Source organism: Nonomuraea glycinis (genome assembly GCF_014646515.1).
Classification (GTDB): Bacteria; Actinomycetota; Actinomycetes; order Streptosporangiales; family Streptosporangiaceae; genus Nonomuraea; species Nonomuraea glycinis.
Genome location: NZ_BMNK01000007.1, coordinates 217,840 through 244,610, shown reverse-complemented (window position 1 = coordinate 244,610; position 26,771 = coordinate 217,840). Strand labels below are relative to the sequence as shown.

Sequence of the window (26,771 nt, the reverse complement as noted above, 5' to 3'; positions counted from 1 at the left end):
GAGAGCGGGAAGAGGGCCCGGGAACCCTTCGGACCGGATCCGTCTCGTCGGCGGCGAGCGCGAAATTCCGTTGTCTACTGGGCTCCCGGGCCCGTCCCGGGTCCAACCCCCCGCCCGGCTGGGGTGCCCCGACTCGACGGACCGACGGCCCTGCACCTGGCTGTGTGGACGGAGCTCGCTCCGTCACGGGCGCAGGATCCGACGATGTCAGAGACGGCCAACCGGCCAAGTCCCGTGCTGGACTGGGCAGCAAACTACCGACTCCACCTCAGATGTCAACCGTGTCCCGATCAGCAGGAACATCAAGTTTTCGCAGGTGGGAGCGTCTGGGCCAGCACCACTAAAGCGCCTTAATCACCATTTGCCGGACCGTTCGAGCGGCTTGGCAAGCCGCTCAGCGCCTGCGACAGGGGCCGTTCGTGGACGACTCCGAGCCGTTGCGTGGCACGGGTGAGAGCGACGTAGAGGTCGCTCGGCCCGCGCGGCGACTGCCCGGCGATGAGGTCGGGCTCGGCGACGATCACCGAATCGAACTCCAGCCCCTTGGCGTCGGCCACCCCGAGCACCGCCACAGGGGCGTCCAGCGCCGCCGCGCCGTGCGCCCGGCCCGCGCCCGGCGCGATCACCACCGCGCCGTCGACCGCGCCGAGAACCGCCTCGCCCAGCTCGGCGAGCATCGCGTCGGGCGCCACCACGGCCACCTTGCCGCCCTCGCCCACCTCCGCCTTGACCAGCTCCGGCAGCGCCGCCAGCGGCGCCGACCAGGGCTCGGCGCCGCCTTCGCGGACCGAGGTCGGCGGCTCCAGCTCCGGATCGATGGTGGCGAGCACCCGCGAGGCCAGCGCCATCAACTCCACCGGCGTGCGGTAGTTGACGCTCAGCCGCTCCTGCCGCCAGCGCCCCGCCACGTACGGGTCGAGCACGTCGGCCCAGGAGCGGGCCCCGGCGGTCGAACCGGTCTGCGCGATGTCGCCGACGATGGTCATCGAGCGGGTGGGGATGCGGCGCATGATCGAGCGCCAGGCCATCGGCGACAGCTCCTGCGCCTCGTCCACGATCACGTGCCCGTAGGCCCAGTTGCGGTCGGCGGCCGCGCGCTCGGCGGTGGTCAGGTAGGGGCCGTCGCCGCGGTGCCGCTCGGCGAGGCGTTCGGCCTCCATGACGTCCGACAGACCGGTCAGCTCCAGGACCTCGCGGGCGTAGGCGAGCTCGGCCTCACGCTCGTGCTCCTCCGCCTCCCGGGCGGCGGCGAGCTCCTCCTCGGCCTGCATCGCGGTGGCGCGCAGCACCTGCTCGTCGATCTCGCCGAGCAGCTCGGCCGCCTCGTCGAGCAGCGGCACGTCGGACTCGGTCCACTCGGCGACCCCGTCGCGCCGCAGCAGCTCCCGCTCCCGCGGGGACAGCGCCGAGGCGGCGTAGTCGAGCCGCTCGGCCGAGCCGTACAGGCTCACCAGCAGGCGCTGCGGGGTCAGATAGGGCCACAGCCGGTTGAGCGCGGCCCTGACGACCGGCTCGGTCCGCAGCTCCTCGCGCAGGTCGGCCAGCTCGTCGTCGTCGATCAGGCCCTTGCCGAGGGTCCGGGCCACCTGCCTGGCCAGGGCGTTGAGCAGGGACCTGACGAAGGTGGCGCGCGCCTGGTTGTGCGGGCGGCGGGACCGGGTGGCCTTGTTGCGCGCCGACTCCAGCATGTTGCGGTCGATGGTGAGGGTGTAGCGGCCCAGGTTCAGCTCGACGGGCTTGCGCGGCACCCGCTGCCGGTCGCGCACGGCTTTGGCGAGCACCTCGGCCATGCGCGGGTCGCCCTTGAGCGCGGCCACCTCCGACCGCTCCCTGGCGCTGGCGACCAGGCCGGGGTAGAGCTCGCCGACGGTGGACAGCAGCACGTCCGTCTCGCCGAGCGAGGGCAGCACCTGCTCGATGTAGCGCAGGAAGGTGAGGTTGGGGCCGAGGATGAGCACGCCCCGGCGCTCCAGGCGCTCGCGGTGGGTGTAGAGCAGGTAGGCGGCGCGGTGCAGGGCGACGACGGTCTTACCGGTGCCCGGACCGCCCTGGACGACGAGCACGCCGCCCAGGTCGGACCTGATGACGCGGTCCTGCTCGGACTGGATGGTGGCGACGATGTCGCGCATCCGGCCGGTGCGCCGCTCGTCCAGCGCGGCCAGCAGCGCGGCCTCGCCGTTGAGCGTGGCGCGGTCGTCGTCGGTGAGCGCGTCGAAGTCGAGCAGATCGTCCTCGACGGCCTTGACCACACGTTCCTTCGTCTGCAGGTGGCGGCGCCTGGTCACGCCCATCGGCGCGGCCGGGGTGGCCCGGTAGAACGGCTGCGCGATCGGCGCCCGCCAATCGATGAGCAGCCGCTCCTGCTCGTCGTCGCTCAGACCGAGTTTGCCGATGTAGAGCCGGCCCTCGTCGACGTGGTCGAGCCGGCCGAAGGCCAGCCCGCGCTCCACCGCCCACAGCCTGGCCAGCCGGGTGGCGTACATCTCGGCGAAGGTGTCACGCTCCGACCTGTTCTGCATCGTCCCGACGGCGCCCGCCGCCAGCACGTCCTTGAGTTGCCCCTGGGTGCGCTCACGCAACAGGTCGAGACGGTCGTAAAGGCGGGTGACGTACGCCTGCTCCTTGGCGAGCTCTGTTTGACGCGTTGCCGCCAGACCATTAATGTGGGTAATGGGACACTCCGGGCTATTCTGCTTGTTGTTACGACAAACGACGACATTAGCATGCCTGTCGAGGGACTCCCACTCTTACACCCGATCCCCCCTTCCGCTGGTGATCACGGCTCGGTTTCGACTCTTGACCCGACCCGCCGGCACTCCTTACGTTCATTTCGTTAGGAAAGTTTCCTAACGCTGCGGTGAAGGGGTGACAGTGAGCGGTCCCGTACCGGGCACTCCCAGTCTGCTACGCGCCATCAATGATCGCGCCGCTCTGCGCGTGCTTTTGGAACGCGGCCCGCTGACCCGCCCCGAGATCGGCGCCCTGACCGGTCTGTCCAAGCCGACGGCCTCCCAGCTCCTGCTCCGGCTGCAGGAGGCGGGCCTGGTGGTCCTCGACGGCATCCGGCAGGGCCTGCCGGGCCGCACCGCCGAGCTCTACCGCATCAACCCCGCGGCGGCGTACGCGGCCGCGCTGGACGTCACCACCACCCGCATCGAGGCCAGGGTGGCCGACCTGTCCGGCGCCGTCGTCGGCGAGCACACCCTGCCCACCGGGCCGCGCCCGCGCGGCACCCTGATCGACCGGCTGCGCGCGGCGCTGGCCGGCGCGGCGGCGCCGGCGCCGCCGCGCCGGGTGGTGATCGGCGTCCAGGCGGCGCTCGACCCCGTCACCGGCAGACTCGGGTACGCCACCGCGCGCGACATGCCGGGCTGGCACATCGACGACCTGGAACCGGCGCTCACCGAGGGCCTGGGCGTGCCCGTCTCGGTGGAGAACAACGTCAACCTGGTGGCGATGGCCGAGCAGGCGCACGGCTCGGCACGCGGCACCCCCGACTTCGTGCTGCTGTGGGCGGACGAGGGCATCGGCGCGGCCATCGTGCTCGGCGGCCGGTTGCATCGCGGCGCCACCGGCGGCGCGGGCGAGGTCGGCTACATGCCCACGCCGGGCGCGCCCACGGCCCGCGAGACCGGCCAGTACGCCGACCACGGCTACCAGGCGCTCACCGGCGGCGCCGCCGTACTACGGGTCCTGCGCTCCCACGGCGTGCCGGGCGCCGACCTCCGCCAGGCCGTCGCCCACGCGGCGGCCACGGCTGCTGGCACAGCAGCGGGCACGGTGACCGGAGCGGGCACGGTGGCGGACGCGGTGGCGGACGCGGCGGCGGACGCGGTGGCGGACGCGGCGGCGGACGCCGTGGGCGGGGCGGCGGGGGTGGGGGCCGAGGTCGCCGGGGTGGCGTTGCGGGAGGTCGCCGCGCGGCTGGCGGTGGGACTGGCCGCGATCACGTCCGTGGTGGATCCGGGGCTGATCGTGCTGACCGGCGGGGCCGTGCTGGCAGGCGGGGAGACGCTGCGTGCGCTGATCGAGCAGGAGTTGCACGCGTTGACGATCGCCCGGCCGCGGGTGCGGCTGTCGGCGGTGCGGGGCAACCCGGTGCTGGCCGGCGCGCTCGACCTCGCTCTGGCGACCGTCCGGGACGAGATCTTCGACTCCACGGGGAGCCGGCGGTGAGCTCCCCGGGAACACGACCATGACAGGAGTGAACGGTTGAGACTGGCTGTGGTCGGGGGCGGTTCGACGTACACGCCCGAGTTGATCGACGGTTTCGCGCGGCTCCGTGACGAGCTGCCCGTCACGGAGATCGCCCTCATAGATCCCGATAAATCGAGACTTGAGGTGGTGGCGGGGGTGGCGCGGCGGATGCTCGCGCACGCCGGGCATCCCGCCCGGATCGTGGCCACCTCCTCGGTCGAGGAAGGGGTCGCGGGGGCGCGGGCCGTGCTGTTCCAGCTCAGAGTCGGCGGCCAGGCCGCGCGCGAGGTGGACGAGACGCTGCCGCTGCGCTGCGGCTGCGTGGGGCAGGAGACGACGGGCGCGGGCGGCCTGGCCAAGGCGCTGCGGACGGTGCCGGTGGTGCTGGAGATCGCCGACGTGGTGCGGCGGGAGGCCCCTGACGCCTGGATCGTCGACTTCACCAACCCGGTCGGCATCGTGACCAGGGCGCTGCTGGACGCGGGGCACCGGGCGATCGGGCTGTGCAACGTGGCCATCGGCTTCCAGCGGCGCTTCGCCGCCACGCTCGGGGTCGAGCCGTCGCGGGTGTCGCTCGGCCACGTCGGGCTCAACCACCTGTCCTGGGAGCGGGCGGTGTTCCTGGACGGGCGTGACGTGCTGCCGTCGCTGCTGGCGGGCCACGCCGAGGAGATCGCGGCCGACCTGGGCCTGCGCCCCGGGCTGCTGCGCCGGCTCGGCTCGGTGCCGTCCTACTACCTGCGCTACTTCTACGCCCACGACGCGGTGGTGGCCGAGCAGCGCGCCAAGCCGTCGCGCGCGGCCGAGGTGGCGGCGATGGAGCGGCGGCTGCTGGCGATGTACGCCGACCCGGCGGTGGTGACCAAGCCGGAGCTGCTGTCCGAGCGGGGCGGCGCCTTCTACTCCGAGGCCGCGGTCGCGCTGATCGCCTCCCTGCTGGGCGATCGGGGTGACATCCAGGTGGTGAACGTGCGCAACGGCGGCACCCTGCCGTTCCTGGATCCGGAGGCGGTGATCGAGGTGCCGGCGACGGTGACCGCGTCGGGAGCCGCACCGCTGCCGGTGACGCCGGTGGAGCCGCTGTACGCGGGTCTGATCGCGCATGTGTCGGCGTACGAGACCCTCGCGCTGGGCGCGGCCCTGCACGGCGGGGCGGACCGTGTGCGGGACGCCCTGCTGGCGCACCCGCTGGTCGGCCAGGACGCGGTCGCGCAGGAGCTGACCGGTCTGCTGCTGAAGGCCGATCGCGGGCACCTGCCGTGGGCGGTGAGCTAGTGGCGGCTCGCAGGCTGCTTCTGGCGGTGGACGGCGGCAACAGCAAGACGGACGTGGCCGTGGTGGCCGAGGACGGCGAGGTGCTGGCGACGGGCCGCGCGGGCCCGTTCCGACCGCAGAGCACGGGCGTGGCGGCAGCGGTCACCGTGGTCGAGCAGGCCCTGGCCGCCGCGCGCCCGGTGGCCACGAGCACCCGCGGCACCGCAGTGGAGCAGGCCCTGGCCGCCGCGCGGCCGGAGGCCGTGGTCGAGCGGGCCTTGACCGCCGCGCACCTCGAGGTCGGGGTCGAGGGGGTTCTGCCCGGCGTGCGGCCGGGCGGGGTGGGGTTCGATCATGTGGCCGCCTTTCTGGCGGGGGCGGATCTGCCGGTGGAGGAGGAGGCGCTCGCGCGGGAGTTCGCGGCGAGGGGGTTCGGCGCCGACATCGTCGTACGCAACGACGTTTTCGCGTTGCTGCGTGCGGGCGCGTCGGGCCCGGCCGGCGTCGCGGTGGTGTGCGGGGCGGGCATCAACGCGGTCGGCGCCTCCCCCACCGGGCAGGTCGCCCGTTTCCCCGCGCTCGGGCGGCTGAGCGGCGACTGGGGCGGCGGTGAGGGGCTCGGCGAGGAGGCGCTGTGGCACGCGATCCGCGCCGAGGACGGGCGCGGCCCGGCCACCGCCCTGGCGGAGCTGGTGACGGCCCATTTCGGCGCGGCCACGGTCGAGCAGGTCGTCCTGGCGCTGCACTTCGGTGAGCTGGACATGGACCGGCTGCACGAGCTCGCCCCCGGGGTCTTCGCCGCCGCCGAGGCGGGCGACGAGGTGGCGGGCTCGCTGGTGGACCGCCTCGCGGAGGAGGTGGTGGTGCTCGCGGAGGTGTGCCTGCGCCGCCTGGGATTGCTCGACACGCCCGCGCAGGTGGTGCTGGGCGGCGGGATACTCACCGCCGGGCATCGGCGGCTGACGGGGCGCCTGGAGGCCGCGTTCGCGATCAGGGCCCCGAAGGCGGAGCTGGTCGTGGCGAGCCTCGCGCCCATCGCCGGCGCCGCGCTCAGCGGCCTGGACCACCTGGGGGCCACCCCGGCCGCCAAGGCCCGGCTCCACGCCCACTACGACCTCGGGACCTCCCGGTGAATCACCGGAACCGCCGATAACGCACGCCTCCACGACATCGGGAACTCCCGGTGAATGGGCGATTACGTAGCGCGAGCGCTCTCGTCGCCGTCATCCTGCGGTCATGGACGGGTTTCTGGACACCAGCACCACGGGCGTGACCGAGTTGCGCGTGCACGGCGTCTCCGGCACGCCGCCGGGCCCGATGCTCGATCACCCGTATCCGCGCCTGGTGGCCGGCGACGGGACCACCGGGTTCTACCGCCGCTGGTGGCCGGCCGGCAGGCCCAGCGGGCAGGGCGCGGACGTGCCGGGCGTACGCCATCGCGAGGCGTACGCGTGGGGCGGGCTCACCTCCGGTGGGCGGACCAACGCGCTGTGGCTGCTGCTGTTGCCGTTCTCGATGGCGAACCTGGCCTACTTCATGCTGCCGCGACCGGCGGGCGGGCGGCGGCTGCGCCACACCGTCGAGGCGGCGCAGCGGCTGTTCGCGCTGCTGCTCACCGGGACGCTCGTCGGCGCCCTGGTCGGGGCGAGCGTCGATCTCGTCGGCTGGCAGTGCACCGCGGCCGGGCGGGCCTGCGCGCAGGAGAGCGCGCCGGTGTGGGTGCGCTGGCTGAGCCAGTTGTGGGGGACGCAGGAGTCACGGCGGCTCGCTGTCACCGCGCTGGTGCCGCTGGCGGTCGTCGGGGCGCTGTGGGCGATCGCGCGGCGTACGTGGCGGCGGGACGAGCGTACGGTGCTGCCGCCGAGCGGGCCCGGCCGGCCCGAGGTGCTGCTGGCCCGGCGGCGGCTGTGGCACGGCGGCGTCCCGGTGTGGCGGCTGCGGAACGTGCACATCGCCTTCGCGCTCGGCGCGATCGGGCTGGCGGTGTCCGCGCCGTTCGCCCGTTCGGCGGCGGGTCTGGCGCTGACCGTGGCGAACGCGGCCGTCCAGGTGGCCGCGGTGGTGCTGGTGATCCTGCCGGGAATCGCCCGCCGGGTGGATCCCGAGGACGGCGACGCGGCCGGGTGGCTGAGCCGCGCCTGCCGGGCGCTGGGGGTCGCGGCTCCGGTGCTCTTCCTGGTGACGTTCGGGTGGGCGCTGGCCGGGCTGCCGTCGCCTGAGGTGCTCAGCGCGCAGTTGCCGGGGGTCGGGGCCGGAACCGCGCAGGTGGTGCTGACGATGGTGCTGGCGGTCGTCATCGGCGCGGGCACCTGGGCGCTGGCCAGGATGGACCGGCCGGTGGATCCGGGCACACGGCCCGCGCTTTGCGGGGTGGACCGGCCGGTGGATCCGGGGGCACGGCCCGCGATGGGCAGGGTGGACCGGGCGGTGGATGCGAGCGGGCGGCCCGCGATGGGCGGGATGGCGAGCTGGTTCACGCTGATGGCGGCCGCGGGCAGCGCCAACGCGCTGGCGCTCGGCCTGCTGTTCTGGACGGCGTCCTTCTTCGGCACCCCGGAGTCCCCGTCCCGGGCCGCGGACCTCGGCGGCGACCTCTTCCTCGACGACCCGGTGTGGTGGACGGCGGCCCTGGTCCCGGTGATGGTGGCGGGCGTGGTCCTGGTCGCGGTCGTCCTGTGGCGGATCCGCGAGGCGACCACCGCGACGCTGGCGCCGAAGCTGACGGACTTCTACGGCGGGCACGCCGGCGAGGTGGCCGGGAAGTGGTCGCTGGCGGCGCTCTCCGACCGAGCCGGGCTGGTGCTGGGGCTGCTGGTGGGCGCCGGGTTGACCGGGTTCGCCGTGGTGACCGTGCTCTACCGGTTGCGGCTGGTCACGCCGGTGGAGGGCACCGCGGGGCTGTTCGCCACCCTGGGCAGCTGGGCGATGGCGACGCTCGCCGTCGGTCTGGTGCTGCTGGGGCGGCGCTCGTACAGCGACTCCCGGCTGCGCAGGACCGTCGGCATCCTGTGGGACGTCTCCACCTTCTGGCCGCGCGCCATCCACCCGCTGTCGCCGCCCTGCTACACCGAGCGGGTCATACCCGAGCTGGTCTCCCGGGTGGAGGTGCTCACCCGGGAGGAGGACGACCAGGTGCTGATCTCCGGGCACAGCCAGGGCAGTGTCATCGCCGCCGCCCTGGTGCTGCAGCTCGATCCCGCCGTACGGGAGCGGGTGCGGCTGCTCACTCACGGCTCGCCGCTGCGCCGGTTGTACGCCGCGTTCTTCCCCGCCTACTTCGGCACGCCGGGCCTGTCGGCGGTGCGTGCGGCGGCGCCATGGGTGAACCTCTACCGGCTGAGCGACCCGATCGGCGGTCCCGTCTTCGATCGCGCCGACCCGTTCGCACCGGCGAACAGACGGGCGGACGGACGGGGACGGGATGCGCGGGCGGACGGACGGGCGCGGGGCGCGCGAGTGGACGTGTTCTGCTGGGACCCGCCGCTGCGGGAGGCGGGCGAGCCGCTCGCCCCGGCGCGCTGGCACGCCGACTACTGGTTCGACCCGCCGTACGACGAGGCGCTGGGCCGCCTGACGGGCAATTTTCTCCCATAAGGGATGTGAGGTGATCTATGGGGCATTAACCCATCGATGTCGACCCCAGACCTCCTCCTCGCCATCGGCGGCGGCGCCGCCCTGCTCGCCGCCCTGTTACCCGGCATCCTCGCCCGGCGGGCGATCTCGCTGCCGCTGGTCTATCTGATCGGCGGCGTGCTGCTGTTCCTGCTGCCGATCGGGCTGCCCGAGCCCGATCCGGTCGCGCACCGGGTCGCGCTGGAGCACATCACCGAGCTCTGCGTCGTCATCTCCCTGATGGGCGCCGGGCTGGCGATCAACCGGCGGGCCGGACTGCGCGGCTGGGCCACGACGTGGCGGCTGCTCGGCTGGGGGATGCCGCTCACCGTCGCCGCCGTCGCCGCCGTGGCCCTGCTCCTGCTGGGCTGGCCGATCGGGGCGGCGCTCCTGCTCGGCGCGGTGCTGGCGCCGACCGACCCGGTGCTCGCCTCCGACGTCAGCGTCGGCGAACCGGTCGACGCGGCCGACGCCGACGACGAGGTCCGCTTCTCGCTGACCTCCGAGGCCGGGCTGAACGACGGGCTGGCCTTCCCCATCGTGTACGCCGCCATCGCCGTCGCGGCGGTCGGCGGCGTGGGCTGGGTGAGTGAGTGGGCCCTGGTGGACGTGCTCTACCGGACCGCCGCCGGGGTCATCTGCGGGCTGCTGCTGGGCCGGCTGCTGGGCCGGCTGTTCTTCCACGCCGGGGAGAAGAAGCTGCGGCTGGCCGAGCACCGCGACGGCTTCGTCGCCCTGGCCGCCACCCTGCTCACCTACGGCCTGACCGAGCTCGTGCACGGCTACGGCTTCATCGCGGTCTTCGTCACCGCGTGCACCATCAGGAACGCCGAGCACGGCCACGGCTACAACAACGTCCTGCACGGCTTCGTCGAGCAGATCGAGCGGCTGCTGACCGCCTGGCTGCTGCTCCTGCTCGGCGGCTTCGTCGCGACCGGCGGGCTGGCCGCGCTCACCTGGCAGGGCGCGGCCGTCGGCCTCCTGCTGGTGCTGGTGATCCGGCCGGTGGCGGGGTGGCTGACCCAGCTGGGCGGCGCGGCCGGGCCCCGGGAGCGGATCGCGATCTCGTTCTTCGGGGTACGCGGCATCGGCTCGCTGTTCTATCTGGCCTACGCGCTGGGCCAGGCGAACTTCGGCGTCCCCGCGGCGGAGCTGTGGGCGGTGGTGGCCTTCGCCGTGCTGACCTCCGTCGTGCTGCACGGGATCACCGCCACTCCCATCATGGACCGCCTCGACACCCTCCGGGACGGCCGGCCGCGCGACGTGGACCGAGCCGGCGGCTGAGCTCTCACTCGGCGTCGGGCGGCTCGGCCGTGCCCTTCACGTCGGGGGCGCGGTGCTCGTAAGGGGTGCTGAGCACGACCGTGGTGCGGGTGGAGACGTTGGCGAGGGCGCGGATCTGCTGCAGCAGCTCCTCCAGCCCGACCGGCGAGGCGACCCGGACCTTGAGGATGTAGCTCTCGTCGCCCGCCACGCTGTGGCACGCCTCGATGGCCGTCAGGTGCGACAGCCGGTCGGGGGCGTCGTCGGGCGCGGCCGGATCGATCGGCTTGATGGACACGAACGCGGTCAGCGGCAGCCCGATCGCGTCGTAGTCGATGATCGCGGCATAGCCCCGCAGCACGCCGCGCTTCTCCAGGCGGCGCACCCGCTGGTGCACGGCCGAGACCGACAGCCCGGTCTCCCTGGCCAGCTCGGTGAAGCTCATCCGGCCGTCCTCGGCCAGCAGCATGACGATCCTGCGGTCGATCTCCTCCATCGGTCAAAGGTAGCCGGTGAAGGTCACGACATCGTCCCGACCGGAGAGGCCCCCATGCGCAGCGCGTGCTCCACGAGCGTGACGAGAACGTCCCTGCTGGAGTCGCGCCGGCGCGCGTCGCAGCGCACGATCGGGACGCCCGGATCCAGGCCCAGCGCCTGCCGCACCTCGCCGATGGTGAACGGGCGGGCGCCGTCGAAGCAGTTGAGCGCCACCACGAACGGCTGGCGACGCTTCTCGAAGTAGTCGATGGCCGGGAAGCAGTCGGCCAGGCGGCGGGTGTCGGCCAGCACCACGGCGCCGAGCGCGCCCAACGCCAGGTCGTCCCAGACGAACAGGAAGCGCTCCTGGCCGGGGGTGCCGAACAGGTAGAGCATGTAGTCGCCGCGAATGGTGATGCGGCCGAAGTCCATGGCCACGGTGGTGGTCGGCTTGGCCTCGACGCCGGACAGGTCGTCGATGTGCCGGCCGATGTGGGTGAGCGCCTCCTCGGTGCGCAGCGGCCGGGTCTCCGAGACCGCGCCCACCATGGTGGTCTTGCCCGCGCCGAAGCCGCCCGCGATCAGAATCTTGATCGGGGTGGGCAGCCGCCACCGCTCAGAGCGACCGAAGTCCATCCAGCACCGCCTGCACTTCCCTCCACGCCCGCGAGACCGTCAGCCTGCGGTGCCGTGGTCAGTGGCTCCTGCTCAAGGCGTCGAGAAGATTGATCCACTTACCTGGCATCGAGACACCCTAGCAACGCCGCATATTCCACTCAAGCGCCGAAGACCCCCAGAGATCAATATGTCACCGTTTGTCGGCTATAACCTCTTTAGTGGGTCAGAGATTGGCGTCGGGTAAAACAGATCGTCATGCTATCTGACATCTTGGTTACTCATGGACGGCCATAGCCCGAAATGTTGTGATAGCCAGCGTTAAAACCCATTTGTCGCCACAAGTAGTCGGCCGCACGTGGGCTGCTCTCCCGTACCTGGCCGATCAGCTCGCCCGCCTCGCCCGCGAGGCCGGCCATCGCGTCCGTCACCTCGCCCCTGCCGATGCCCAGCGTGAGCACGTTGAGATCACCCCAGCTCACGTCCCGCCGGTAGGAGGCCAGGTCGCCCAGCAGGTGCAGATAGCGCTGCACCTGCTCGCTGGCCGCGCGCAATTCCGACAGATGCCCTTTCGCCCACGTATCGCCCGCGTAGATCCAGTGCGACAGATCCACGAAGCAGGTGCCGCGGCTGTCGGCGTTGTCGACGAAACGCGGGAGCGTGATCTCGGCCCGGGTGTCACGCCACACCCAGGCCCTGGCCATTCCGGCGAGCATCCTGGCGAGCTGGTCGCGCCAGAGCCGGTGCAGGACGCCGAACTCCTCGACCGTCGCCAGCTCGTCGCGCAGGTCGGCCAGGAACCGGGTGACGGCCGCCTGCGGCGGCGCGCCGTCGGCGACCGCCAGACAGTCGCGGATCAGCGAGGTCACCTGCTCAAGGCTGGCGGCGGTGTGGTCCACGAGCCGGTCCAGGGCCAGCACCCACAGCGCGGTACGGCCGGCCATCTTCAGGCGGTCGGCGCTGGCCCAGGGCGCGCAGAACGCGGCGGCCAGCGAATGCGCGGTGTAGAAGTCGCCGTCGAAGGTCGTCGCGGGGAACAGCTCGTCGTACATCTGGGCACAGCGCCGCAGGTCCCTGCCGCACTCGGCGGCCAGCGCGCACGTCCTGCCAAGCTCGAACGCCTCGTCCGGCAGGCCCCCCGGCATCCTAGGTCCGCTCGATCGGCACACGGATCATGCGAGACCCCCAACACCCACGGTCACCCCTGTGTGATTGATTGTCACATGATCACAAGCATCCGATCAAGGTGACAGCAGCGTGGCCAGATCTTCCAGGCCCGCCCGACGCTCTCACGTGCGGCCGGCCCGGACCCTCGCCGCCGGGCCGGCCCGCACGCCGGCGACCCGCACGGCCGCGCGGGAAGGCGGCGAGCATCGCGTACGGTCAGCGCGGATCTTCGGGTGTGCTCGCACGACCGCTCGGTGGCCCTTCCGGGCAGCGGCCACCCGGAGACTGCCGACCCCTCCGACGGCAACTCCGGCGCACCTGCCGGGTCGAACCCCGGCTCCCTGAAACCCTCTCGCTCGCCGCCTCCCTTGTCCTCGCACTCTCAGAGCGCGCGGCCCCAGATTTGATACACCGGCACGCCGGCGAAGGTTCTTCTGGAAAAGCCCTCTCGTACGGGACCGCTAGATGATCACCAGCTCGCGGGTGGTGGTGTTGAGGCGCTCGCCGCCGGTCTCGGTGCACACGACGATGTCCTCGATGCGCGCGCCGTGCCGGCCGGCCAGGTAGATGCCCGGCTCGACGGAGAAGGCGAAGCCGGCCTCCATCGGCTCGCCGTTGCCCGCGACGATGTACGGCTCCTCGTGCGTCTCGATGCCGATGCCGTGACCGGTGCGATGGATGAAGTGCTCCCCGTAACCGGCCTCGGCGATGATCTCGCGGGCGGTGGCGTCGATCGACTCGCAGGTCACGCCGGGCCGTACGGCGTCGCAGGCGGCGGCCTGGGCGCGGCGCAGCACCTCGTAGTAGGCGGCGAAGTCGGCGGGCGGCTCGCCGAGGCTGTAGGTGCGGGTGGAGTCGGAGCAGTAGCCGTTGTGCAGTTGGCCGCCGATGTCGACGACGACCGGCTCGCCCTGCTGGATGACCCGGTCGGACACCTCGTGGTGCGGGCTGGCGCCGTTGGGGCCGGAGGCGACGATGACGAAGTCGATCGTGTCGTGGCCGGCGGCCAGGATGGCCTCGGCGATGTCGCGGGCGACCGCGCGCTCGGTGCGTCCGGCGCGCAGGAACTGCGGCACCTGCCGGTGCACCGAGTCGATCGCCTCGCCGGCCTCGCGCAGCGCCGCCACCTCGCCGGGCGACTTGCGCATCCGCAGCTCCCGCAGCACGTTGCCTGCCAGCACCTGCTCGGCGCCGGGCAGCGCGTCGCGGAAGCGCAGCGACGACATCGCCCACATCCGGTCGGCCAGCCCGACCCGGGCCACCTCGCCGAGGCGGCGGGCGGCGATCCGGTAGGGGTCCTCGGTCTCGTCCCAGGCGACGAAGTCCAGGCCGAGCCTGGCGGCGGGCGAGGCCTGCGCGGCCGGCAGCTCCAGGCGCGGCACCATCATGTACGGCTCCGCGGCGGCGGGCACCACCAGGCACGTCAACCGCTCCAGCGGCTTGGCGTCGTAGCCACTGACGTAACGCAGATCCGGGCCGGGGGTCAGCAGCAGCGCGTCCAAGCCCGCTTTGGCGGTGGCCTCCTGAACGGCGGCGAGGCGGGACACGGGGTACAGGTCTGAATCGGTCACAGGCCCCAATCTACTCGGATCACGCATCCTAAAATCCGCGAAAAGCTCTCACAACACGGCAAGCTCTCGCTACACTCCGTTGAGGATCGATCACGTATTGTGAGGCTAATTGTCCTGTTCCCGCGCCGTTTGAGAGTGAGATCATGGTCGATGCCATCGGAGGTCACCAGCGCGGTCACCGGCATCGTCCGATGAGCGCGGCGACGGAGGTCGGCGGCCATCTCGACTGCGAGCTCCTCGCGGTGCGGCTCGCGCACGCCCAGCGGCTGGGCAACATGGGCTGGGCCGAGTGGAACCTGCGCACCGGCTGCATCATCTGGTCCGACCAGACCTACGCCATCTTCGGCCGCGATCCGGACGACGGGCCGCTGCGGCTGGCGGAGGTGGCCGACCACGTCGAGCCCGCCGACCTGGCCGCCCTGGACGAGCTGCTGTGGACGGTCGGGCAGGGCGTGGAGCCGGTGCAGGCGGAGTTCCGCATCCGGCGCGGCGCCGGCGACGTGCGCAACCTGCGCATGGTGCTGGAACCGCTGATGGCCCCCGGCGGGCCGACCGGCGTGCACGGCGTGATCCAGGACATCACCGGCCGCCGCCGCGCCGAGCGGATCATGTCCGAGTCGCGCCGCCAGCTCCTCGAGGCCCGGGTGCAGGCGGCCGAGGAACGGCACGTGATGCTGGCGCTGCGCGAGGCCATCCTGCCCGAACCGGTCGGCTGCCTCGACCTGCCGCGCACCCGGATCGCCGTACGGTACGTGCCCGCCGAGAAGACGGCCAGCCTCGGCGGCGACTGGTTCGAGGCCGCGGCACTGCCCGACGACCGGGTGCTGCTGGCCATCGGCGACGTGTCCGGGCACGGCCTGCCCGCCATCGCGCACATGGCACAGCTCCGCCACGCCCTGATCGGCCTCACCATGACGGGCGCGCCGCCCAACCGGCTGCTGGCGTGGCTGAACGACCTGGTGCTGCACCGGCTGGCCGACACCACGGCCACCGCGATCGTCGGGCATCTCGACACCGCCACCGGGGTGTTCACCTGGGGGCAGGCGGGCAATCTGGCGCCGATCCTGGTGCGTGACGGCGTGGCCTCCCAGCTCGATCCGCCCAGGGGGGTGCTGCTCGGCGCCGCCGGCGACCGGCCGTACCGGCTGGCCACGACCGAGCTGCGCGACGGCGACCTGCTGCTGATGTTCACCGACGGGCTGGTGGAGCGGCGCGACCGCGACATTGACGAGGGCCTTGATCTGGTCATGACGGCGGCCTGCAAGCTGCCGGGCTGCGATCTCGACGAAGGGCTGGACCGGCTGCTGACCGACATCGGCGGCCCGAATCCGGAAGATGACGCGTGTTTGCTGGCGGTGGGCATACTGGGCTGGTGCTGATGCTTCTGGACACCCCGTCGCTGTACTTCCGGGCCTTCTACGGCATCCCGGAGTCGATCACCGCCCCGGACGGCATGCCCGTCAACGCCGTGCGCGGCCTCATCGACATGATCGCCACGCTGGTGCGCGGGCACTCCCCCAGCGAGCTGGCGGCCACCATGGACGCCGACTGGCGGCCCGCCTTCCGGGTGGCCGCGATCCCCACGTACAAAGCGCACCGGGTCGCCCACGGCGACGCCGAGGAGGTGCCCGACCTGCTGGTGCCGCAGATTCCGGTGATCGAGCAGGTGCTCGACGCGGTCGGCGTCGCCCGGCTGGAGTCGCCCGGCTACGAGGCCGACGACGTCATCGGCACCCTGACCCACCGGGCGTCCGGCGCGGTCGACATCGTGACCGGCGACCGCGACCTGTTCCAGCTCGTCGACGACGCCCGCCCGGTCCGCGTCCTCTACACCGTCCGCGGCCTGCGCAACCTGCAGCTGGTCGACGAGGCCTTCGTGGCGGCCAAGTACGGCGTCCCCGGCCGCGCCTACGCCGACTTCGCCACGCTGCGCGGCGACCCCAGCGACGGCCTGCCCGGTGTCGCGGGGGTGGGCGACAAGACCGCGGCCGCGCTCATCACCCGGTTCGGCTCGCTGGACGCGCTGCTGGCGGCGCTCGACGAGGGCGTCACGGAGGGCTTCCCGGCGGGCAGCCGCACCAAGCTGGCGGCCTCCCGCGACTACCTGACGGCCGCGCCCGCCGTGGTGCGGGTGGCTCCCGACGCGCCCCTGCCGGACGCCGACCTGACGCTGCCGGTCAAGCCGCGCGATCCGGAGGCGCTGGTCCGCCTGGCCGACCGCTACGGCCTGGACGGGCCGCTCAACCGCCTGCTGGAGGTCCTGCGGCGGTAGGCGTACGTCCTCGGTTGTAGGTTGAGCGCGTGTCGAGTACGAGCATCCACGTGCCAGGCGAGGTTCCCGTCCGCCTCGAAGACGGTTTCGACCGCGTCCGGCGGGAGCTCAACCTCCCCGCCGACTTCCCCCAGGCCGTGCTCGCCGAGGCCGAATGGGTCGCCGAGGTGCCCCGGCTCAGCGGCATGGATCTGACGGACCTGCCGTTCATCACCGTCGACCCGCCCGGTTCGATGGATCTCGACCAGGCTCTGCACCTGGAGCGGCTGCCCGGCGGCTACCGCGTCTGGTACGCCATCGCCGACGTCGGCGCGTTCGTGCGGCCGGGCGGCGTGATCGACACCGAGGCCCGCACCCGGGGCGCGACGGTCTACCTGCCGACCGGCAACGTGCCGCTGCACCCCCGGGTGCTGTCGGAGGGCGGGGCCAGCCTGCTGCCGGGCGCGACCCGGCCGGCCGCCGTGTGGCGGATGGACCTCGACGCCGACGGCCGCACGGTCGGCGCGGATGTGCAGCGGGCGCTGGTACGCAGCCGCGAGCGGCTCGATTACGCCTACGTGCAGGCGGCCGTCGACACCGGCACCGCCGACGGCACGCTCGCCCTGCTGGCCGAGATCGGCCGGCTCAGGCTGGCGCTGGAGCGCGACCGGGGCGGGGTCACGCTGCCGACGCCGGACCAGGAGATGGTGCCCGCCGACGGCGGCTACCGGCTCGAATACCGGCTGCCGCTGCCGGCCGAGGCGTGGAACGCCCAGCTGTCCCTGCTCACCGGCATGGCCGCGGCCGCCATGATGCTGGACGCGGAGATCGGCGTGCTGCGGGTGCTGCCCGCGCCGCGCCCGGCCGACCTGGCCAAGGTCCGCCGGGTGGCCGAGGCGCTGGAGGTGCCCTGGCCCGAGGGGGCCGCCTACGGCTCCGTGGTGCACGGGCTGGACGCCAAGGTCCCGCAGCAGGCGGCGTTTCTGCATGAGGCGCGGGTGCTGCTGCGCGGCGCCGGTTACGTGGCCTTCGACGGGGCCCCGCCGAAGCTGGCCGACCATGCCGCCGTCGCCGCGCCGTACGCGCATGTGACGGCGCCGCTGCGGCGGCTGGTGGACCGCTACGCGACGGAGGTGTGCCTGGCGGTGGCCGCCGGGGAGCCGGTTCCTTCGGACGTGCGGGCGGCGCTTGCGGCGCTGCCGGAGGCGATGTCCGTGAGCGGGCGGCGGGCGAGTGCGGCCGAGCGCGCCTGCGTGGACCTGGTGGAGGCGTTCCTGCTGCGCGACCGGGTGGGGCAGGCGTTCGACGCGATGGTGATCGACGTCGACGCCAAGCGCGGCGGCGGGCTGGTGCAGCTCGCCGATCCCGCGGTGATCGCGCGCTGCGACGGCGAGTTGCCGCTGGGCGAGCGGGTGAGCGTACGGCTCGTCCAGGCCGACCCGGCGACCCGAGAGGTCCGCTTCACCCTCGCTTGAGGACTCACCTGGTCACCCGCAGACGGGCGTGGGGAGGTCATCGAGGCTCGGGCTTGCGTCCCTCGTCATCGCGGCGCCTTCGCCGTCCGCTCCGGGGCTCGCGCTTGCGTCCCTCGTCGTCGCGGCGCCTTCGCCGTCCGCTGCGTGGCCGGCGATCAGTGCAGCCGGTCGGCCAGCCAGCGCGCGACGTCGGTCAGGACGTCGGTGTCCACCGGCCGGCGTAGCTGGCGGCGGTAGGACAGGATCGACGCCGGGCCGGGGTCGCGCCGCAGGATGTGGGTCAGGTCGGGGATCAGGCGGGTGTCGGCTCCGCCCGGGACCAGCCGCGCGATCGTCGCCAGGTCGCCGGGATCGACCTGGAGGTCCTTCTCGCCGGTGATCGCCAGTACGGGAGCCTGGATGCGGGCCAGATCCGCACACGGGTCATAGGCCAGTTGCTCCCGCCACCATCGGGCGTTGATCCGCGTGCCGCCGAGGCGGGCCACGTCGGTGGTGGTGGCCGCCAGCCGGGTGAGTTGCCGGGCCGCGATCCTGCGCAGGAGCGGCAGCAGCGGACGGGCCGGGCGGGGCAGGGTGGCGGCCAGCCGGGCGGCCTGCCGGCGCAGTGCGCTCTCGCCGGGACGGGCGTAGCCGGCGAGCAGCACCACGGCCGCGGGGTGCTCGTGCGCGCCCAGCCACATCGCGTGCATCGCGCCCTCGCTGTGCCCGACCACTCCGGTGGCTTCCGCCCGGATCTCCGGACGCGCCCGCAGCCCGCGCAGGGCGGCCGCCGCGTCGGCGCGGTTGTCGAGGAAACCGACCGCGCGCCAGTCTCCCGGGGTCGCGCCGACACCGCGCCGGTCATAGCGCAGCGAGGCGACACCCCGCTGGGCCAGCGCGGTGGCCAGGGGGCGGCCCAGGGCCATGCGCAGCCGGCCCGCGTTGGACTCGCGGTCCAGCCGGCCGGAGCCCGGCAGGCACACCACGGCAGGGTGCGGGCCCAGGCCGGCGGGCAGGGTGAGGGTCCCCGCCAGGGCCAGGCCGTCATCGGCCGTCGCGATCATCTCGATCTCGCGTAAGACGCCCGCGTCCGCGGGTGCCTGTCCCGAGGGCCTGTTCCGTCCGGTCATGCGCACCTCCATCATTATCAGTTTTGATAAAGGTATCATATGGGGGAATAATGGATCCATGGCAAGCCTCGATCTGCTGCTGCACCCCGTCCGGCTGCGCATTCTGCGGGCGCTGCTGGACGGCCACCCCAGCACGACCGCCGAACTGCGCGGGCGCCTGCCCGACATCGCCCCGGCGACGATGTACCGGCACATCGCGGTGCTCACCGCCGCTGGGGTGCTGGAGGTGCTGGAGGAAAAGCGGGTCCGGGGCGCGGTGGAGCGCACCTACCGGGTGCACTGGGACCGCGCCGAGATCGACCCGGCCGACCGTGCCGCCATGACCCCCGATGACCACCGGCGAGCCTTCACCGCGTTCACCGGCGGCCTGCTGGCGGACTTCGACCACTACCTGACACGCGAGCCGGCCGACCCGACGGCCGACGGCGTCACCTATCAGCAGGCCGCGCTATGGCTGACCGACGAGGAGCTGGCCGAGCTGCTCACCGAGGTGCGCACCGCCGTCACCGCCCGGCAGGGGCGCGCCCCCGGCCCGGACCGCACCCGCCGCATGATCAGCCTGATCGCCATGCCCTCGGACGGCTGACCGGCCGGCGAGCGTGCCCAGGTCAGGACGGGTGACCGGCCGGCGAGCGTGCGCCTAGGTCAGCGACGAGTAGGCCACCACGCCCCGGCGCATCCCGTCCATGGCCTTGTTCGCCGTCTGCCTGATCTTGCTGCCCTCCGGGGCGGCGCCACCGAGCTGGCCGAGCAGGTCCATGAGCTGCTTGATCCACCGTACGAAGTCGCCGGCCGCGAGCTCGTTGCCGTTGACGCCGTCCATCAGCACGGCGTCCAGGCTGTGGCCCTTGGTCCACCGGAACGCCGCCCAGGCGAAGCCCAGGTCCGGCTCGCGGATGGTGGACAGCCCGTGGTCGGACTCGATGCCCTCCAGCTCCGCCCACAGCCGGGTCATCGCCGTCAGCGCGTCCTGGGCGCGACCCGCCGGGATCTTGGGCCGCCTGGCGTCCTCCGACTGGCGCGACTCGAACACCAGCGCCGACACGCACGCCGCCAGCTCCGCCGGCTCCAGGTCCTCCCACAGCCCGCTGCGCAGGCACTCGGCGGTGAGCAGATCGAGCTCGGTGTAGATGCGGCCCAGCCGGCGGCCCTCGTCGGTGACGGCCTCCTCCTGCAGATAGCCGAGCTGCTCCAGCACCGAGCAGATCCGGTCGAAGGTCCGCGAGATGACGTGCGAACGGCCCTCCACCCGGCGGCGCAGCCCTTCGGTCTCGCGCTGCAGCTTGTAGTAGCGCTCGGCCCAGCGGGCGTGGTCCTCCCGCTCGTCGCAGCCGTGGCAGGGATGCTGCCGGATGCGCCGCCGCAGCTCGTTGATCTCGTCGTCCTCCACCGCGTGGTCACGCGCCCTGGCCGGCTTGCCCAGGTCGCGGTCACCGATCTTGGCGAGCAGCGTGGAGACGAGGTTGGCGCGCTCCTTCGGGGCGCGGGCGTTGAAATTCTTCGGGATGCGCAGCTTCTCGATCGGCTCGACCGGCACCGGGAAGTCCGCCGGGTCGAGCTTCTTGACCTGCTTGCTGATCGTGAGCACCAGCGGGCTGGGGCCGTTGCCACGCGGGTTGCGGCCCGGGTCGAGCACGATCGCCAGCCCGGCCCGGCGCCCGCCCGGCACCCTGATCACGTCGCCCGGCTGCAGCGCCTCCAGCGACCGCACGGCCGCCGCCCGGCGCACGGCTCCGCGCTGCTTGGACAGCTCCGCCTCGCGGTCCGACAGCCGCCTGCGCAGCCCCGAGTATTCGGTGAAGTCACCCAGGTGGCAGGTCATGGCCTCCTGGTAGCCCTCCAGCGCCTCCTCGTGCTTGCGCAGCTGCTTGGCCAGCCCGACGACCGCCCGGTCGGCCTGGAACTGCGCGAACGACTCCTCCAGCAGCGCCCTGGCACGCTCGCGGCCGAACTGGCCGACCAGGTTGACCGCCATGTTGTAGGAGGGCTGGAAGCTGGAGCGCAGCGGGTAGGTGCGGGTGCTCGCCAGACCGGCCACCGACAGCGGGTCCATGCCCGGCTGCCACAGCACCACGGCGTGGCCCTCGACGTCGATGCCGCGCCGCCCCGCCCGGCCGGTGAGCTGGGTGTATTCACCCGGGGTGAGGTCGGCGTGGGTCTCGCCGTTCCACTTGTCGAGCTTCTCGATCACCACGCTGCGGGCGGGCATGTTGATGCCCAGCGCCAGCGTCTCGGTGGCGAACACCGCCTTGACCAGGCCGCGGGTGAACAGCTCCTCGACGACCTCCTTGAAGGCCGGCAGCATGCCCGCGTGGTGCGCCGCCAGGCCGCGCTCCAGGCAGTCGCGCCACTCCAGATAGCCGAGCACCGCCAGGTCCTCGTCCGGCAGGTGCGCGGTCCGCTCGTCGACGAGCTGCCTGATCTCGTGCCGCTCCCGCTCGGTGGTGAGCCGGATCCCGGCGTACAGGCACTGCTTGACGGCCGCCTGGCAGCCCGCCCGGGAGAAGATGAACGTGATCGCCGGCAGCAGCCCCTCGGCGTCGAGCTTCTCGATCACCTGGGCCCGGTCCGGCGGCCCCGACCGGCCCGGCCTGCTGTAGCCGCGCCGTCCCCGGCCGCCGTTGAGCCGCTCGGCGTCGCGCGTCACCCGCATCAGCGTCGGGTTGATGCGCGGCGTCTCGTCGTCGGTCATGAACAGGTCGTAGATCTTGCCGGAGATCATCATGTGCTGCCACAGCGGGACCGGCCGGACCTCGTCCACGATCACGGTCGTGTCGCCGCGCACCTCGCCGAGCCACTCGCCGAACTCCTCGGCGTTGCTCACCGTCGCCGACAGGGCCGCCAGCCTGACCGACTCGGGCAGGTGGATGATGACCTCTTCCCACACCGCGCCGCGGAAGCGGTCGGCCAGGTAGTGGACCTCGTCCATGACGGCGAACCCCAGCCCCGCCAGCGTGGCGGAGCCGGCGTAGAGCATGTTGCGCAGCACCTCGGTCGTCATGACGACGATCGGGGCCTCGCCGTTGACGCTGTTGTCGCCGGTCAGCAGCCCCACCTTGGCGGTGCCGTACCGTTTCACCAGGTCGTTGTACTTCTGGTTGGACAGCGCCTTGATGGGGGTGGTGTAGAAGCACTTGCGGCCCTGCTCCAGGGCGAGGTGGACGGCGAACTCGCCGACGACCGTCTTGCCCGAGCCGGTGGGCGCGGCCACCAGCACGCCGTCGCCTGCCTCCAGCGCCCGGCAGGCGTCGATCTGGAAGTCGTCGAGCTCGAAGTCGTACAGGCCCCGGAACGACCTGAGAGCGGCCCCGTCATCGGCATATCTCTGACGGAAGGCCGCGTAGCGTTCCGCTGGCGTTGTCATAACCGCCAGCCTACCGAAATCGGCATTCCGGTCGGCCCTCACGGGGCTGTTGAGATCATCTCCCCGCGCCGGCGCCTTTACAAAGTACGGCTCACGTGAGGACACGTAACATCCCAGGCCGGATCTCGCATGTGACCGGGACCGGCCCGATGCGTTCCCCGTCGGCGTAGGCCACCACGCCTGGCGCCTCCAGCGTGACGCTCCTGGCCTGCCACACCGACACGGCCGGGTGGGTGATGTGCGAGCCGCGGTAGACGCGCGGGAAGACCCGCAGGAACTCCCGCTTGGACAGCGCCCCCACCATCACCACGTCCAGCAGCCCGTCGTCGGGCAGCGCGCCGGGGCAGACCCGCATGCCGGCGCCGTAGGAGCCGGTGTTGGCCACCGCCACCATCATGGCCTCCCGCTCGATCGGCTCGCCGCCGTCCAGCGTGACCCGGAACGGGATGGGCTCGAACGCGCGCAGCTCCTGCACGGTGGCCACCAGGTAGCGGGCCATCCCGGTCGGCCAAGTGAGCTCGTTGGCCCGCTCGTTCACCCGCGAGTCGAACCCGCTGCACAGCACCCCGGCGAACAGCTCCTGCCCGGTGCCGGAGCTGACGCCCACCGCGTCGATCACCCGCGGCCGCATCCGCAGCACGGTCCTGGCCGCGGCGATCGGATCCTTGCCCGGCACGCCGAGCGCGCCGGCGATGTCGTTGCCCGTCCCGGCGGGGATGATGCCGAGTGGCACGTCGGTGCCCGCCACGGCCTGCACGGCCAGGTGGACCAGGCCGTCGCCGCCGAAGGCCACGAGCGCGTCAGGGCGCTCGGCCACGGCGGCGCAGGCCCGTTCCAGGGCGTCGGCGGCGTCCACGCCGACGATCACCGACAGCTCGGCCCCGCCCGCGCGCAGGCGGCGGGCCACGGGGTCGAGCAGGCGGAGCGTCCGGCCGCCGCGGGCGGCCGGGTTCACGAGCAGGGCTAGTTGAGGGGCCACGCCCGGAACTTATCGCCTATCGCGTGGAACCGGAATCCTCTTCTAGTGGCGAAGCCTCGTCGTCGTCCAGACCGGCGAACTCGTCGGCCGGCATCCGCCTCTCGCGGACGTACATGAACAGCTCCGCAAGGAAGTACAGAGCGATCATGGGCAGGGCGAGTGCGATCATCGCGAACGGATCGCCGCCGGGCGTGATGATCGCGCCGAAGGCGAACATCCCGACGATGATGGTGCGGCGGTGCTTGGTCACGGTGGACCGCGACAGCGCGCCGATGATGTTGAGGAACACCAGCAGCAGCGGCAGCTCGAACGAGATTCCGAAGATCACCAGCATGATGAGCACGTAGTTGACGTACTCGTCGATCTGGATCGTGGCCACCGCGTCGGTGGGCGAGAAGCCCAGCATGATCGCCAGGCTGGTGTCCATGATCAGGTAGGCCAGCAGGGCGCCCACCAGGAACAGCGGGATCGCCAGCGCCAGGAAGGTCAGCGAGTAGCGCTTCTCCGTGCGGTAGAGGGCAGGAGTGACGAACGCCCAGAGCTGGTAGAGCCAGACGGGCGAGGCAACGATCAGGCCCACCATCGCCGAGACCTTCAACGTCAGGAAGAAGGACTGGAAGATGCCGCTGTAGGTGAGCGTGCAGGCACCCTCGCGCAACACCCGGGCCTGCGGCGTCTCACAGAAGGGCGCCTTGATGAACGCCCACACCGGGTCGAAGACGAACCAGCCGACGATGATGCCCACGACCACGGCGATCGTCGCGATCAGCAGCCGGTTGCGCAGCTCACGCAGATGCTCCATGAGCGGCATGCGACCCTCAAGATCGGCCTCGGCGGCCGGTGCTTGGGGTCGTGACCGTTTGAACAGCGCCATCTAGCGGTCCAGGTGGTGAGGAGGGATGAGGTCAGGCTTGCTTGTTGGCCTGCCCGGCACCGGCGCGCAGCCTGGCCGCCTGCTCCTCGAGCTGACGGGCCTGCTCCTCGGCCGAGATCACCGGCGCGGCGGGCGGGATCTGCTGCGGCGCGACCGGCTGCTGCGGCTGCGGGGTGGTGGTCTGCGTGGCCTGCACGGTCGGCTGTGCGGCCGGCTGAGCGTCATCGTCGTCGTCGCGGAGCTTGGCGGTCTCCGACTTGAAGATGCGCAGCGACCTGCCGACGCCGCGGGCCACATCCGGCAGCTTCTTGGCGCCGAACAGCAGGACGAGCACGCCTGCGATGATCAGAAGTTCGGGAACTCCGAGTTGCGACATGGGACGTCCTTATGGTGCGAAGGCTCTTATCAGCCCCGATCGTACGCTGCCCTGGGGGTGGTCTCACCCCTGAGTGGCGTCCGATCTGGCCTGCCTCGGCTCGAGCTGAGCACGCGCCTCGGCTATTTCTCTGTCAAGACTACGTGCCGCGAGTGTCACACGGCCACCCGCGATCGCGAGCACGGCCACTCCGGCCACACCGAGACCGGTCGCCAGAAAGATCACCGTCATGCCCGATGAGCGTACAGGGACAGAGCCCGCTCGGCCTCCTGCCGCACCCGGACGGCCATCGCGGCGGGCGCCACGACCCTGCCCGTGTCGCCCAGCCGTAGCGCGAGCTTGACGATCCAGTCCTCGTCGCGGGCGCGCAGCGTGATCCGCAACCGGCCCTCACCGAGCTCGGTCACCTGCTCGCACGGGTAGTATTCCGCCACCCACCGCCCGGCGGCGGTGACCTCCAGCTCCACTAGCTCGTCGGTCGGCGACGGCCGGAAGACCCCCTGGGCGACGTCGATGGGCTCGGCCCCGGCGGGCGGGTCGGCCGGCACGTCCAGCACCTGCACGCCGAGCATCCGGTCCAGCCGGAACAGCCGCATCGCCTCGGCGCGGTAGCACCAGCACTCCAGGTAGGTGCGGCCGTCGGCGACCACGATCCGCATCGGGTCCACCTCACGCGGTGTCACCTCGTCGCGGCCCGGCACGTAGTAGCGCAGCGACAGCCTGCGCCGCAGCGTCAGGCCCTCGCGCACCCGCGGCAGCGCGTCGGGGGCGGCGTCCACGTCCACCGCGACCTGGTTGCTCACCAGGGCGGCGCCCTCGCCGGCGGCCTGCTCCAGCTTGGCCACCACACGCGGCAGCGCGTCGCCGCGCACCTCGGCGAGGTCCGGGCTGGCGGCCAGCATGCGCAGCGCCACCAGCAGCGCGCTGGCCTCGTCGATGCCCAGGCGCAGCGGCCTGGCGATGGTGTCGGCGTTGTCGATGAGGATCTCACCGCCGTCCCACGACACGTCGATGAGGTCGCCGGGGGTGTGCCCCGGCAGCCCGCACATCCACACGAGCTGCAGGTCGTCGATGAGCTGCTTCTCGCTCAGCCCGAACACCTCGGCCACCTCGCCCACCTGCGCGCCCGGGTGGGACATCAGGTAGGGGACGAGCGCGAGGAGTCTTGGCAGCCGGTCGGCGGATCCACTCACGCCAGCGCCCCCTTCAGTCGGCGGATGACGGCTTCGCGGGCGTCCGGTGGCTCGACCACCTCGACGTCCGCGCCCAGGCTGGCCATCCATCCGGCCAGCCGGTCCGGGTCGGTGAAGGACAGCTCGGCCTCGTCCCACCCGCCGGCGCCCGCGCGCACGGCGCCGGACAGCTGGCGCAGCCCCTCGCAGGTGCCCTGCCGGACCCGGACGAGCGCGGTGCGCGCCTGCGTCGGCTCGTCCGGGAAGCCCACCATGGCCCGCAGGTCGACGCCCTGCGGCACCTCGACGGCGCCGCTCCTGCCCACGGCCGTGACCGGCCCGGTGATGCGGCTGAGCCGGAAGGCCCGCGGCGCGTCCCGTCCCCGGTCGAACCCGGCCAGATACCACCGGCCGCGGCGGCTCACCACGCCCCACGGCTCGACGGTGCGGGTGTGCACGTTCTCGCTGCCCGCGCCGCGGTAGTCGAAGCGCACCACCCGCCGGTCGCGGACGGCCTCCCACAGCGCGGGGAAGGCCGGGTCGCGGGTGTCGACCCGCAGCTCCAGCGCCCCTCCCCCGACGCTCCCGCCGACCGTCTCGTCGGTGGCGACGCCGCCGGCGCGCAGCTTCAGCAGCGCGCCGGAGGCGGCCTCGGCCAGGCTGGCCCGCTGCCACACCTGCGCGGCCACGCCCAGCACCGCCGCCTCGTCCGGCTCCAGCACGATCTCCGGCAGCTCGTAGGACTGCCGCTCGATGCGGTAGCCGGGCTCGTCCTCCCACGGGTCGCGCACCACGTCGATCGGGATGCCGATCTCGCGCAACTCGTTCTTGTCCCGCTCGAACATCCGCTGGAACGCCTCGTCGCCGTCACGGTCGTAACCGGGGACGGCGTGCCGGATCTGCTCGGCCGACAGCGGGCGGCGGGTGGCGAGCAGGCAGATCACCAGGTTCAGCAACCGCTCGGTCTTACGGCGCGACATCTGCTCACTCCTCCTTCAACGACGCTACCCTGCCC

The 26,771-nt window shown here is 72.5% G+C and carries 21 protein-coding genes; 9 read left to right on the top strand and 12 right to left on the bottom strand.

Features of this window, described 5'->3' with window-relative positions; genetic code table 11:
* Window positions 1-350 precede the first annotated feature (350 nt).
* Complete coding sequence (locus IEY87_RS21640) at window positions 351-2,663, bottom strand: ATP-binding domain-containing protein (RefSeq protein WP_504822936.1); 2,313 nt, start codon at window positions 2,661-2,663, stop codon at window positions 351-353.
* A gap of 208 nt (window positions 2,664-2,871) precedes the next feature.
* Here IEY87_RS21640 and IEY87_RS21635 point away from each other — a divergent pair, with 208 nt between their 5' ends.
* From IEY87_RS21635 to IEY87_RS21615, 5 genes are all read left to right on the top strand, one after another.
* A complete protein-coding gene (locus IEY87_RS21635) occupies window positions 2,872-4,176 on the top strand; it encodes an ROK family transcriptional regulator (RefSeq protein ID WP_189140540.1) in 1,305 nt (434 codons plus the stop codon).
* Window positions 4,177-4,212: 36 nt separating this feature from the next.
* Window positions 4,213-5,472, top strand: a complete 1,260-nt coding sequence (locus tag IEY87_RS21630; RefSeq protein ID WP_189140539.1) for a 6-phospho-beta-glucosidase — start codon at window positions 4,213-4,215, stop codon at window positions 5,470-5,472.
* The gene (locus IEY87_RS21625; RefSeq protein ID WP_189140538.1) at window positions 5,472-6,584 is read left to right on the top strand and encodes an N-acetylglucosamine kinase; all 1,113 of its coding nucleotides are present in this window, start codon (window positions 5,472-5,474) and stop codon (window positions 6,582-6,584) included. The genes IEY87_RS21630 and IEY87_RS21625 overlap by 1 nt, the downstream gene beginning before the upstream one ends.
* A 103-nt stretch (window positions 6,585-6,687) precedes the next feature.
* Entirely contained in the window at window positions 6,688-9,045 is a 2,358-nt protein-coding gene (locus IEY87_RS21620; RefSeq protein ID WP_189140537.1) for a hypothetical protein, read from the top strand.
* A 36-nt stretch (window positions 9,046-9,081) separates the two neighbouring features.
* On the top strand, window positions 9,082-10,347 hold the full coding sequence (locus tag IEY87_RS21615; RefSeq protein WP_189140536.1) for a cation:proton antiporter: 1,266 nt from the start codon (window positions 9,082-9,084) through the stop codon (window positions 10,345-10,347).
* 4 nt (window positions 10,348-10,351) lie between these two features.
* Here the strand turns inward: IEY87_RS21615 and IEY87_RS21610 are convergent, their stop codons facing one another.
* The 4 genes from IEY87_RS21610 to IEY87_RS21595 form a co-directional block, all read right to left on the bottom strand.
* On the bottom strand, window positions 10,352-10,822 hold the full coding sequence (locus IEY87_RS21610; protein WP_189140535.1) for an Lrp/AsnC family transcriptional regulator: 471 nt from the start codon (window positions 10,820-10,822) through the stop codon (window positions 10,352-10,354).
* 23 nt (window positions 10,823-10,845) lie between these two features.
* Window positions 10,846-11,439: a GTP-binding protein gene (locus IEY87_RS21605; protein ID WP_189140534.1), complete on the bottom strand. Its 594-nt coding sequence runs from the start codon at window positions 11,437-11,439 to the stop codon at window positions 10,846-10,848.
* A gap of 260 nt (window positions 11,440-11,699) precedes the next feature.
* Complete coding sequence (locus IEY87_RS21600) at window positions 11,700-12,563, bottom strand: terpene synthase family protein (RefSeq protein ID WP_189140533.1); 864 nt, start codon at window positions 12,561-12,563, stop codon at window positions 11,700-11,702.
* 483 nt (window positions 12,564-13,046) lie between these two features.
* Window positions 13,047-14,183: a M24 family metallopeptidase gene (locus IEY87_RS21595; protein ID WP_189140532.1), complete on the bottom strand. Its 1,137-nt coding sequence runs from the start codon at window positions 14,181-14,183 to the stop codon at window positions 13,047-13,049.
* 164 nt (window positions 14,184-14,347) lie between these two features.
* Between IEY87_RS21595 and IEY87_RS21590 the strand changes: the two genes are divergently transcribed.
* The 3 genes from IEY87_RS21590 to IEY87_RS21580 are packed head-to-tail and all read left to right on the top strand — an operon-like array spanning window position 14,348 to window position 17,882.
* Window positions 14,348-15,535, top strand: coding sequence for a PP2C family protein-serine/threonine phosphatase (locus IEY87_RS21590; protein ID WP_189140531.1), 1,188 nt, complete (start codon window positions 14,348-14,350; stop codon window positions 15,533-15,535).
* Window positions 15,535-16,428 carry a 5'-3' exonuclease gene (locus tag IEY87_RS21585; RefSeq protein ID WP_189140742.1) on the top strand — a complete coding sequence of 298 codons (894 nt, stop codon included), beginning with the start codon at window positions 15,535-15,537 and terminating at the stop codon, window positions 16,426-16,428. Before IEY87_RS21590 ends, IEY87_RS21585 begins: the two co-directional genes overlap by 1 nt.
* A gap of 29 nt (window positions 16,429-16,457) precedes the next feature.
* On the top strand, window positions 16,458-17,882 hold the full coding sequence (locus IEY87_RS21580) for an RNB domain-containing ribonuclease (protein WP_189140530.1): 1,425 nt from the start codon (window positions 16,458-16,460) through the stop codon (window positions 17,880-17,882).
* Window positions 17,883-18,037: 155 nt separating this feature from the next.
* Here IEY87_RS21580 and IEY87_RS21575 read toward each other — a convergent pair whose 3' ends face one another.
* The gene (locus tag IEY87_RS21575) at window positions 18,038-18,991 is read right to left on the bottom strand and encodes an alpha/beta hydrolase (protein WP_225277230.1); all 954 of its coding nucleotides are present in this window, start codon (window positions 18,989-18,991) and stop codon (window positions 18,038-18,040) included.
* Between the two features lie 58 nt (window positions 18,992-19,049).
* On the opposite strand from IEY87_RS21575, the gene IEY87_RS21570 reads away from it, so the two are divergent.
* Window positions 19,050-19,577, top strand: a complete 528-nt coding sequence (locus IEY87_RS21570) for a helix-turn-helix domain-containing protein (RefSeq protein ID WP_189140529.1) — start codon at window positions 19,050-19,052, stop codon at window positions 19,575-19,577.
* 54 nt (window positions 19,578-19,631) lie between these two features.
* Here IEY87_RS21570 and IEY87_RS21565 read toward each other — a convergent pair whose 3' ends face one another.
* From IEY87_RS21565 to IEY87_RS21540, 6 genes are all read right to left on the bottom strand, one after another.
* Window positions 19,632-22,355 (bottom strand): DEAD/DEAH box helicase, encoded by a 2,724-nt coding sequence (locus tag IEY87_RS21565; RefSeq protein ID WP_189140528.1) that lies wholly within the window; start codon window positions 22,353-22,355, stop codon window positions 19,632-19,634.
* A gap of 91 nt (window positions 22,356-22,446) precedes the next feature.
* Window positions 22,447-23,334: a diacylglycerol/lipid kinase family protein gene (locus IEY87_RS21560; RefSeq protein ID WP_189140527.1), complete on the bottom strand. Its 888-nt coding sequence runs from the start codon at window positions 23,332-23,334 to the stop codon at window positions 22,447-22,449.
* A gap of 16 nt (window positions 23,335-23,350) precedes the next feature.
* Window positions 23,351-24,136 (bottom strand): twin-arginine translocase subunit TatC, encoded by a 786-nt coding sequence (gene tatC, locus IEY87_RS21555; protein ID WP_225277229.1) that lies wholly within the window; start codon window positions 24,134-24,136, stop codon window positions 23,351-23,353.
* A 103-nt stretch (window positions 24,137-24,239) separates the two neighbouring features.
* On the bottom strand, window positions 24,240-24,584 hold the full coding sequence (tatA, locus tag IEY87_RS21550; protein ID WP_189140525.1) for a Sec-independent protein translocase subunit TatA: 345 nt from the start codon (window positions 24,582-24,584) through the stop codon (window positions 24,240-24,242).
* Between the two features lie 227 nt (window positions 24,585-24,811).
* Window positions 24,812-25,777 (bottom strand): helix-turn-helix transcriptional regulator, encoded by a 966-nt coding sequence (locus tag IEY87_RS21545; RefSeq protein ID WP_225277228.1) that lies wholly within the window; start codon window positions 25,775-25,777, stop codon window positions 24,812-24,814.
* The gene (locus IEY87_RS21540) at window positions 25,774-26,736 is read right to left on the bottom strand and encodes a helix-turn-helix transcriptional regulator (protein ID WP_189140523.1); all 963 of its coding nucleotides are present in this window, start codon (window positions 26,734-26,736) and stop codon (window positions 25,774-25,776) included. The genes IEY87_RS21545 and IEY87_RS21540 overlap by 4 nt, the downstream gene beginning before the upstream one ends.
* Window positions 26,737-26,771 lie beyond the last annotated feature (35 nt).